Source organism: Microbacterium sp. (genome assembly GCF_032084865.1).
GTDB lineage: Bacteria > Actinomycetota > Actinomycetes > Actinomycetales > Microbacteriaceae > Microbacterium.
In genome coordinates this window covers 1-10,100 of record NZ_DAMDLU010000102.1, presented here as the reverse complement: position 1 = coordinate 10,100, position 10,100 = coordinate 1, and the positions used below count along the sequence as shown (strand labels likewise).

Genomic DNA, 10,100 nt, shown 5'->3' with positions numbered 1-10,100 from the left:
CCTTGAGGCCCCAGTCGCGACCGAAGTCGCCGCGGATGGTGCCGGGGGCGGCGGTGGTGGGGTCGGTGGTACCCGCGAGGGAGCGGAAGCCCTCGATCACGCGGTTCCCGGCGAGGCGGATCGCGACCGACGGCCCCGACATCATGAACTCGAGCAGCGGCTCGTAGAAGGGCTTGCCCTCGTGCTCGGCGTAGTGCGCGGCGAGCCGGTCGCGGTCAGGCTCGACGAGACGCAGGTCGACGAGCGAGTAGCCCTTCGCCTCGATGCGGGCGAGGATGCCGCCGGTCAGGCCGCGGGCGACGCCATCGGGCTTGACGAGGACGAGGGTTTCTTCAGTGGCCATGTCATTCGCTCTCTGTGTGAGGTTCTGCCGGCGGGCCCGCCGGCCGCTTTCGGTCGATGCGGGCCCCACCGATCGTCGCATACGCCCACATGCCGCCGAAAATCAGCACGACGAACGCGATCGCCGGCACGAGCAGCGCGCCGAGGGCGATGATGACCTGCAGCACCCACCCTGCGGGGATCGCCCACGGCTTCGCGATGGCGCCGGCGACTGCGATGAGCGCGATCGCGACGGCCACACCGGCGACGATCCCCCACCACGGCGGGATGCCCGCGGGCAGCGCCCTGAGCCCGAAGATCACGAGTCCGGCGAGCAGGGCGCCGATCGCCTCGAATCCGAGCACGATCGACCCGAGCTTCTGAACCAGGGTGCGCGGGGGGCGGGCCGGTCGCGCGGCGCCGGCGCTCACGCGCGCCACCCCGACTTCCAGTCCTCCTCCTCGGAGAGCAGCAGGGCTTCACCTGCCAGCACGATGGAGCCGGCGATGACGACGGCACGGCGGTCGGCCGATGCCGCCCATTCACGCGCCGCATCGACGGCGTCGGCGAGGGTGGGGTGCACGCTCGCGCGGCGGCCGCGCTGCTCGACGAGGTCGGCGATGGCATCCGCGTCCGCAGCACGGTCGGAATCGGGAGCCGTCGCGAACACCTCGGCGACCTGCGGCAGCAGCTCATCGATGATGCCCGCCGCGTCCTTGTCGGCGAAGACGCCGAGCACGAGCCCCCACTCGTCGAAGTCGAAGCTGTCGTCGAGCGAGCGGGCGAGGGCCACGGCGCCGTGCGGGTTGTGCGCGGCATCCACGACCACGGTCGGCGCGACGCCGACCAGCTGCAGGCGCCCCGGCGACGTCGCGTTCTGCAGCCCGTCGGCGAGGATGTCGCCGACGATGCGCTGCGATGCACCGCCGATCAGGGACTCGACCGCAGCGACGGCGAGAGCGGCGTTGTGGCCCTGGTGCGCGCCGTACAGCGGCAGATACTCGTCGACGTACTCGCCGGCGAGGCCGCGGATGCCGATCAGCTGACCGCCGACGGCGAGCTTCTGATCGCTGAGCCCGAAGTCCTCGCCCTCGAACGCGATCGTCGCGCCCTGCTCCGCCGCGACACGACGCAGCACCGCGGCGACCTCGGGCTTCTGCTCGGCCGAGACGACGGCGGCGCCGGTCTTGATGATGCCGGCTTTCACCTCGGCGATCGCCTCGATGGTGTCGCCGAGACGGTCAGCGTGGTCCAGGTCGACCGGCGTGAAGACCGCGACGTCGCCGTCGGCGGTGTTGGTGGAATCCCACGACCCGCCCATGCCGACTTCGAGCACGAGCACGTCGACCGGCGCGTCCGACGCCGCGACGAACGCGAGCACGGTCAGCAGCTCGAAGAAGGTCAGCGGGGCGTCGCCTGCCGTCTCGAGCTCGGCGTCGACGATGCCGACGAAAGGCTCGATCTCATCCCAGGCATCCGCGATCGCCCCGTCGGCGATCGGCTCGCCGTCGATCATGATCCGTTCCGTGAAGCGCTTCAGGTGCGGGCTGGTGAACAGTCCCGTGCGCAGCCCGTGCGAGCGCAGCAGGCTCTCGATCATGCGCGCGGTCGAGGTCTTGCCGTTCGTGCCGGTGATGTGCACCACGCGGTAGGTGCGCTGCGGGTCGTCGAGCAGGGTCAGGATGCGGGCGACCCGCTCCTTGCGCGGCTGGACCCACCGCTCCCCGGCCCGTTCGAGCAGCTTCTCGTAGACGACGTCGGCTCGCTGGGTGTCGCTCACTGGTGTCCTCCGATCCTGCTCACGGCGACGGTGAAGTCGCCGCGATTGGCGTACGTGCCCTTGGGGATCACGGCACTGAACTCGCTCTCGGCGGGCGAATCGTCCGCGCCGAGCAGGGTGTGCTCGAGAGCAAGGGTCTCTCCCGCGACATTCGCGACGTGGAACGCCGCGTACACGGCATCCCCGTCTTCCGCGTCGTCGAACCGCAGAGTGAGGCGGATCCGGTCGCTCACGTCGAAGCCGGCGTTCTTTCGGGTGTCCTGCACCGCTCGGATCACGTCGCGCGCGAGACCCTCGGCCTCGAGCTCGGGTGTCGTGGCGGTGTCGAGCAGCATGAATCCGCCACCCGGCACGAGCGCCAGAGCCTCGCCCTCGGGCCGCCCGGAGGTCTCGAGCACCAGGTCGTACTCGTGCGGCTCCAGCACGATGCCGTCGGCGGTCACGACACCGTCCTCCTCGGTCCAGAAGCCGTCCTTCGCGGCGCGGATGACCTTCTGCACCTCCTTGCCGAGGCGCGGACCGGCGGCGCGGGCGTTGACGCTCAGCCGGTGGCTGATGCCGTAGTCGGATGCCGTGGTCTCGGCGAGCTGCACGAGCTCGACGCTCTTCACATTGAGCTCCTCACGGAGGATGCCCTCGAACTGCGCGAGATCGGCGGCGAGCGGCGACACGACGGTGAGGCGGGCGAGCGGCAGGCGCACGCGCAGCTTCTCCTTCTTGCGCAGCGCGTTGCCGACGCTGGAGAGCTCGCGGACCGCGTCCATCGCGTCACGCACGTCGTCCGCAGCGGGGAATGCGTCGGCATCCGGCCAGTCGGTCAGGTGCACGCTGCGCCCACCGGTGAGTCCCTGCCAGATCCGCTCGCTGATCAGCGGCACGAGCGGCGCCGCGACGCGCGTCAGCGTCTCGAGCACGGTGTACAGCGTGTCGAAGCAGTCGATCTGGGTGCCTGAGCTTGTCGAAGGGTCCCAGAAGCGGTCACGCGACCGGCGGATGTACCAGTTCGTGAGCACCTCGGCGAAGTCGCGCAGACGCGCGGATGCCGTGGTCGAGTCGAGGCCCTCGAGGTCGGTGCGCACCTCGCGCACCAGGTCGCCCAGGCGGGCCAGGATGTACCGGTCGAGCACGTCGGTGCTGTCGGTGCGCCAGGTGGCCTCGTATCCCCCTGCCGCGGCCCCCGCTGAGCCTGTCGAAGCATTGGCGTACGTCGCGAAGAAGTACCACGAGTTCCACAGCGGAAGCAGGAACTCGCGCACACCCGAGCGGATGCCCTCCTCGGTGACTGCGAGGTTTCCGCCGCGCAGCACCGAACTCGACATGAGGAACCAGCGCATGGCATCCGACCCGTCCCGGTCGAGCACCTCGCTGACGTCGGGGTAGTTGCGCAGCGACTTCGACATCTTGTAGCCGTCGCTGCCGAGCACGATGCCGTGGCAGCTCACGCCGGTGAAGGCGGGGCGGTTGAACAGCGCCGTCGAGAGCACGTGCATCACGTAGAACCAGCCGCGGGTCTGCCCGATGTACTCGACGATGAAGTCGGCCGGCGAGTGCGAGTCGAACCAGTCATGGTTCTCGAACGGGTAGTGCACCTGCGCGTACGGCATCGATCCCGAGTCGAACCACACGTCGAAGACGTCCTCGATGCGGCGCATCGTGCTCTTGCCGGTGGGGTCGTCGGGGTTCGGACGCGTGAGGTCGTCGATGTACGGCCGGTGCAGGTCGACCTCACCCTCGGGGTTGCGAGGCAGGGTGCCGAAGTCGCGCTCGAGCTCTTCCAGCGATCCGTAGGCGTCGACGCGGGGGTGTTCGGGGTCGTCGCTCTTCCAGATCGGGATGGGCGAGCCCCAGTAGCGGTTGCGGCTGATCGACCAGTCGCGCGCGCCCTCGAGCCACTTTCCGAACTGGCCGTGCTTGACGTTCTCGGGCACCCACGTGATCTGCTCGTTGTTCGCGAGCAGATCGTCCTTGATGTCGGTCACGCGGATGAACCAGCTCGAGACGGCCTTGTAGATCAGCGGGTTGCGGCAGCGCCAGCAGTGCGGGTAGGAGTGCACGTAGCTCTGCTCGCGCAGCATCCGCCCCGCCGCGCGCAGCAGGCGGATGAGCGGCGTGTTCGCGTCCATCCACAGCTGACCGGCGACGTCGGTGACCGACGGCAGGAAGCGCCCGCCGTCGTCGAGGGAGATGATCGTCGGGATGCCGGCGGCGTTCGTCACCCGCTGGTCGTCCTCACCGTAGGCGGGCGCCTGGTGCACGATGCCGGTGCCGTCGGTGGTGGTGACGTAGTCGTCGACGAGGATGCGCCAGGCGTTCTCGGTGCCCCAGGTCTCGGCATCCGCGTAGTAGTCGAAGAGCCGGTCGTACGCGACGTCGGCCAGCTCCGCGCCGAGCATGCTCTGCTGCACGGCGGCGAGCGCGTCGTCGGCGGACTCGTAGCCGAGGTCCTTGGCGTAGCCGCCGAGCAGGTCGCGGGCGAGCAGGTAGCGGTGTGCGTCGCTCTCGGCCGGATCGTCGCCCGGCACGATGTCGGCGGCGCCGTTCGGCCCGCCCGGCAGCACCACGTACTCGATCTCGGGGCCGACGACGAGGGCGAGGTTGGTGGGCAGCGTCCAGGGGGTGGTCGTCCACGCGAGAGCGCGGACGGCGGTGAGGCCGAGCGCCTCGGCCTTGGCTCCGACCAGCGGGAAGGTCACGGTGACCGACGGGTCCTGACGGTCCTTGTACACGTCGTCGTCCATGCGCAGCTCGTGCGCCGACAGCGGAGTCTCGTCGCGCCAGCAGTACGGCAGCACGCGGTAGCCCTCGTAGGCGAGGCCCTTGTCGTAGAGGGTCTTGAACGCCCAGAGCACGCTCTCCATGTAGCCGAGGTCGAGCGTCTTGTAGCCGCGCTCGAAGTCAACCCAGCGCGCCTGGCGGGTCACGTAGTCCTGCCACTCGCGGGTGTAGGTGAGCACCGAGTCGCGCGCCTTCGCGTTGAAGACGTCGATGCCCATCTGCTCGATCTCGCTCTTCTCGGTGATGCCGAGCTGCTTCATCGCCTCCAGCTCGGCGGGAAGACCGTGCGTGTCCCAGCCGAAGACGCGATCGACCTTCTTGCCGAGCATCGTCTGGAAGCGCGGGAAGACGTCCTTCGCGTAGCCGGTGAGCAGGTGCCCGTAGTGCGGCAGTCCGTTCGCGAACGGCGGACCGTCGTAGAAGACCCATTCATCGGCGCCGTCGCGCTGTGCGATCGAGGCGCGGAAGGTGTCGTCGGTCTTCCAGAAGTCGAGCACCTCGCGCTCGATCTCGGGAAAGCGCGGGCTCGGGGTGACGGCGGCAGGACCGAAGGCGGACTGGGTTCCTGAGCTTGTCGACGGGCGCGGGTAGGTCATGTTCGTCTCGCAGTGATCGTGTCGGATGCTGCTGCGAGGACGACCCGTGCTGACGCGCGGACCGCGGTACCACCTCACGTGCCCCCGACCGCTCGGCCGGGAACCACTCTCACTGCGGCGATGACGGGCCTGCCCCGCTCGGTTCTAGTAGCCTCACCTGCTCAACAACCCCTGGGTCGCTGAGCCTGTCGAAGCGTTCTTCCGAGAGCTCCCCGGTGATGGCCGGATCAACGCCTGTGCGTACAGTCTACGTCAGAGCCGTCAGCGCACCCGGTGATATCCGTACAGGTCGTCCTGGGTGCCGTTGATCCACGCATCCGGATCCGCGATGCGGATCGTTCGCGCGTACGACTCATCGACGACGGATGCCGGGAAACCGGCATCCGTCAGCCTCCCGGCGAGCCCTTCGAGATCGCCCGCGGCGAGGAAGCTCAGCCCGATGCCCGCGCCGGATCCCTCGCTGCGCCCGGAAGCCGAGTGCACGCCGACCGTGCCGCCACCGGCGGCACGCATCTCGATCCACCCGCCGCGGTCCGCGGCGATGTCGGCGCGCAGCCCGAGCGCGGTGAGGATCTCACGCGCCTCCTCGATGTCGTCCTGGAACCAGATCGGCTGCACCGAGACCGCCCCGGCCGTCGCGCGCGTGCCCGCCGAAGCGCTGATGACGACGCCGGATGCTGCGCGGATGACGAGCAGGTCGCCGACGCCGTCCATATTCATCCGGTCTACCTCGCGCCCCGCGAGTGCCCGCTCGGCAGCATCGAGGTCGTCGACGAGCAGGTGCAGATCGCACGTGCCGTCGGCATGGTCGGGCGTCTCGGCGTGCACGGCGAGCACTCCCCCACCGTCGAACTCGGCCCAGCCCGCTTCGGCCGGGAACGGCGCCGCCAGCCCCAGCGCCGCGGCGAGCGCGTGCCAGCGAGGCTCATCGCGGGTGTACACGATCTGCTGCACGGTACTGGTCACCGCTGTGCTGTTCACCCTCGGGCTGGTCTGCTCTGCACTGGTCTGCTCTGCACTCATCACGACTCTCCTTTATCCAGATGTGCTCGCAGGGCGCGCTCGACGAGAGCCGACAGGCTCGAGCCGTCGTCGACGGCACGATGCTTCACCGCGCGCACGAGGTCCTGCGGCAGGTACACGTTGAACTGCACCTTGGGCTCGTTTGCTTGCATGCTAGCAATTTAGCAGTGCAGTCGTCTCGAATCAACCATCCGCCCCTGCTGCCCCGCGGGTTCGGAACCTGCGGTCAGGTCGAGGGCGCCAGCAGCAGATCGGCCAGCCTCTCCAGCGCGTCCCGGCCGGTGAGCTCGCCCGGAATCAACGGAACCTCGATGATCGGCGAGTCCGGCACCTGCCCGCGCACCAGCTCCAACTGCACGTCCTCGGCCGCACGTCGTGCGCTGAGCAGCGGGCCCGCATCCGTCGGGGAGCGACGGTTGGCGATCAGCGCAGCCACGTCGACCCTCAGGGTGCGCAGCACGCCGACGACGTCGAGGGTTTCGGCGACCGGCAGCGCCTCGGCGACGAACGCGACGACGAATCCCGTCCGCGTCGGGTCGGACAGCGCGGTGCCGAGCGCATCGAAGCGCGCACGACGAAGCTCGAGAGTGCGTCGCAGGGTGGCCTCGGATTCGGCCTGCGCGTCACCGCGACCGGTCAGCCCCCGCATCGCCGCCGCGTATCGCTCCGAGCGATCCCGGTTGCGCAGCAGCGCGTCGGTCCATCCCGCCAGCTGGCCGGGCAGGGCGAGCAGTCGCAGGGTGTGCCCGGAGGGCGCGGTGTCGAAGACGACCAGGTCGTAGTCACGGCGTCCGAGCTCGGCAAGTTCAGCGATCCGCTCCAGCAAGGCGGCCTCATGGCTCCCGGGCGCGATGCGCGCCCGCTCCAGATGCGCGCGCGCCGAGCCGTGCTGTGATTCGGGCAGCAGACGCAGCATGGTCTGCTGCACCGCCGCGAGGTGGCGATCCACCGTCGCCGCGGGATCGATCTCCACGCCGTGCAGCGCGCCGCCGTTGTCGAATCGCGCGAGCTGCGCGGTCTGATCACCGATCGCGCGCCGCCAGAGATGTCCCAGGCTGTGCGCTGGATCGGTGGAAACCACGAGCACCCGTGCTCCGGTGCGCGCCCGACCCAGCGCCAGTGCGCTCGAGAGCGACGTCTTGCCGACGCCGCCCTTGCCGCCCACGAACAGCAGATCGCGCTGCAGGATCTCTAGCAGCACGAGACGTGATCCAGGGGTGAGCGCGGCATGCCCATCCGGCGGTGCCAGCGGTGGAAGTCGCCGGCCACGAGCGGCATGAGCTCGACGCTGTAGTAGGCGGCAGGATCAGGCACCCCGAGCGCCTCGCCGAGGACGATCAGCGTGAACAGGTCGTCTGCATCGCGCTGCTCGCGAGCGAGCATCTGGCGGTAGGGACCCGCGTAGTACTCCGCGAGCCCCCGGCTGAAGGCGGCCCAGCGGGCGCGCAGCCGCTGAACCGCCTCGGTGCGACGCATCGATCAGACCTCCTCGCGCACCGCCTCGAGCCGGGCGTCCGCGTCCTCGTGCTCGGGCTCCTCGAGTGCGGCCCGACGCATCGCGAGCACCGCCTCCACGGCGACCCAGACGCTCGACGCGATGATGATGACATCCAGCGCGAACAGCAGCCAGTCCGCCTTCGCGGGATCAGCGAACGACGCGAGCTGCTCGATCGCAGCCCAGAACGACAGCACGAAGACGATCACCAGAGGGATCAGCGCCGGCAGCGGGTTGCGGCGCTTGCGGATGAGCATGACCGCGATGATCGACAGCGTCAGCGAGGCCATCAGCTGGTTCGTCGTTCCGAACAGAGGCCAGATGCGCAGACCGCCGTCGCCGCCGAGCCCCTGCGAGAAGGTGAGCCCGAGACCGACCACGACGACGACGATCGTCGCGGGCACCTTCGTGATCCGCAGCTTCACCGAGTCGCCGATCTCCTGAACCACGAACCGGAGCAGGCGCATGCCCGTGTCCATGGTCGTCGCCGCGAACAGCACCGCCATGGTGGCGAGCACCGTGGCGCTGAGCGAGGCGGGCAGTCCGATGCCCGCCTGCATCAGCGCACCGCCACCGGTCACGAATGCTCCGACGCCGCCCGCGCCGAACGCGCTGTACACCTCGTCCCACTCGGCGACGGTGCGGAACCCCGCGATCACCGCGAGGATCGTTCCGAGCGACAGCAGCCCCTCGCCGACCGCGCCGAAGTAGCCGACGAACCGGGCGTCGGTCTCCTTGTCGAGCTGCTTCGAGCTCGTGCCTGACGAGACCATGCCGTGGAATCCCGAGATCGCACCGCACGCGATGGTGACGAACAGCAGAGGCACCATGCTCGGTGTCCCCTCGGGAACGGCGGTGTTGATCGCGGGCGCGACGATCTCGGGTGCGGCACCCGAGAAGAGCGTCGCGGTGAGCACCGACCCGAACAGCAGGATCAGCCCGACGAAGAGCTGCACGCCGTTGATGTAGTCACGTGGCTGCAGCAGCACCCACACCGGCAGCAGCGAGGCGATCGCACCGTAGACGAACAGCGCGAGGATCCAGAAGGTGGCCGGCCCCATGCCGAGGAAGTCCTCGGGCAGCACGACCGGCATCTGGTCGCCCAGCACGATCAGCGCGTACAGCGTGACGACGCCGACGATGGTGACGGGCAGCAGCGGCCAGCGCAGCCGGTACACGGCGATGCCGACGAGCAGGGCGACCACGATCGCTCCCCAGGTCGGGATCACTGCGCTGGGCGTCGAGATCAGCAGGTTCTTGATGACCACGGCGAATGCGGCGATCACCATGAGCAGGAGCAGGAAGATCACCACGAGGAACAGGCCGGCACCGCGCTTGCCGATGTAGCGCGCCGACAGGGCGCCGATCGATCGGCCCTTGTTGCGGGTCGAAGCCCACAGCGCTCCGAGATCGTGCATGCCGGCGAAGAACACCGTGCCGAGCGTGACCCAGAGGAAGGCCGGAACCCATCCCCAGATCACCGCGATGGCAGGTCCTACGATCGGCGCCGCGCCGGCGACGGAGGTGAAGTGGTGGCCCCAGAGGATGAACTTGTTCGTCGGCACGTAGTCCACGCCGTCGTTGAGCTCGTGAGCGGGGGTGGCGAACGACGCGTCGAGTCGGTAGACCCGGTTGGCGAGGTATCGCGAGTAGAACAGGTAGCCGACGGCGAAGATCGCCAGGCCGATGGTCATGAGGAGAACGGGAGTCATTGTGGGCTTCCTTCCGGCAGCGGCTTCGTCGTCGCTGCTGCGCCCCACCCTAGCGAACCTGGGATTCAGCTGGGAGCCGACGCGTCTCTCGCGCCGGCTCCGCTGCTCACCGTCCGGCGGCGAGCAGCTCCCGGGTGAACGGATGCTGCGGCTCGGCGAACACGTCACCCACTCGTCCCTGCTCGACGATCACCCCGTCGCGCACCACCAGCACGTCGTCGCACACCGCGGCGATCACCGCGAGGTCGTGCGAGACGAACACCATCGTGAGCTGCCGCTCGGTCTGCAGGCGCGCGAGCAGGTCGAGCACCCGGCCCCGCACCGTGGGGTCGAGAGCCGAAACGGGTTCGTCGAGCACGAGCACGTTGACTCCTCGCGCTTGCAGCAACGCCAGTGCC

General features: G+C 69.2%; 9 protein-coding genes and 1 pseudogene. All 10 read right to left on the bottom strand.

From position 1 onward, the window contains the following. Positions 1 to 343, bottom strand: a 343-nt coding sequence (locus tag RT309_RS10820; protein WP_313356947.1) for a nucleoside-diphosphate kinase, incomplete at its 3' end; no start/stop codon positions are given. A gap of 1 nt (position 344) precedes the next feature. Beyond that, positions 345 to 752, bottom strand: coding sequence for a DUF4233 domain-containing protein (locus RT309_RS10815; protein WP_313356946.1), 408 nt, complete (start codon positions 750 to 752; stop codon positions 345 to 347). After that, positions 749 to 2,101: a folylpolyglutamate synthase/dihydrofolate synthase family protein gene (locus tag RT309_RS10810; RefSeq protein ID WP_313356944.1), complete on the bottom strand. Its 1,353-nt coding sequence runs from the start codon at positions 2,099 to 2,101 to the stop codon at positions 749 to 751. Before RT309_RS10810 ends, RT309_RS10815 begins: the two co-directional genes overlap by 4 nt. Then, positions 2,098 to 5,472 carry an isoleucine--tRNA ligase gene (ileS, locus tag RT309_RS10805; protein WP_313356942.1) on the bottom strand — a complete coding sequence of 1,125 codons (3,375 nt, stop codon included), beginning with the start codon at positions 5,470 to 5,472 and terminating at the stop codon, positions 2,098 to 2,100. The genes RT309_RS10810 and ileS overlap by 4 nt, the downstream gene beginning before the upstream one ends. Positions 5,473 to 5,733: 261 nt before the next feature. Beyond that, positions 5,734 to 6,495, bottom strand: a complete 762-nt coding sequence (locus RT309_RS10800) for a hypothetical protein (RefSeq protein ID WP_313356941.1) — start codon at positions 6,493 to 6,495, stop codon at positions 5,734 to 5,736. Then, a complete protein-coding gene (locus RT309_RS10795; protein ID WP_313356939.1) occupies positions 6,495 to 6,647 on the bottom strand; it encodes a CopG family transcriptional regulator in 153 nt (50 codons plus the stop codon). The genes RT309_RS10800 and RT309_RS10795 overlap by 1 nt, the downstream gene beginning before the upstream one ends. Before the next feature lie 74 nt (positions 6,648 to 6,721). Further along, positions 6,722 to 7,696: an ArsA family ATPase gene (locus RT309_RS10790; protein ID WP_313356937.1), complete on the bottom strand. Its 975-nt coding sequence runs from the start codon at positions 7,694 to 7,696 to the stop codon at positions 6,722 to 6,724. Then, positions 7,687 to 7,971 (bottom strand): cory-CC-star protein, encoded by a 285-nt coding sequence (locus RT309_RS10785; protein ID WP_313356935.1) that lies wholly within the window; start codon positions 7,969 to 7,971, stop codon positions 7,687 to 7,689. The genes RT309_RS10790 and RT309_RS10785 overlap by 10 nt, the downstream gene beginning before the upstream one ends. 3 nt (positions 7,972 to 7,974) lie before the next feature. Next, entirely contained in the window at positions 7,975 to 9,702 is a 1,728-nt protein-coding gene (locus RT309_RS10780; RefSeq protein ID WP_313356934.1) for a carbon starvation protein A, read from the bottom strand. A gap of 106 nt (positions 9,703 to 9,808) precedes the next feature. Then, positions 9,809 to 10,100, bottom strand: a pseudogene (locus RT309_RS10775) (ABC transporter ATP-binding protein); the annotation flags it as partial.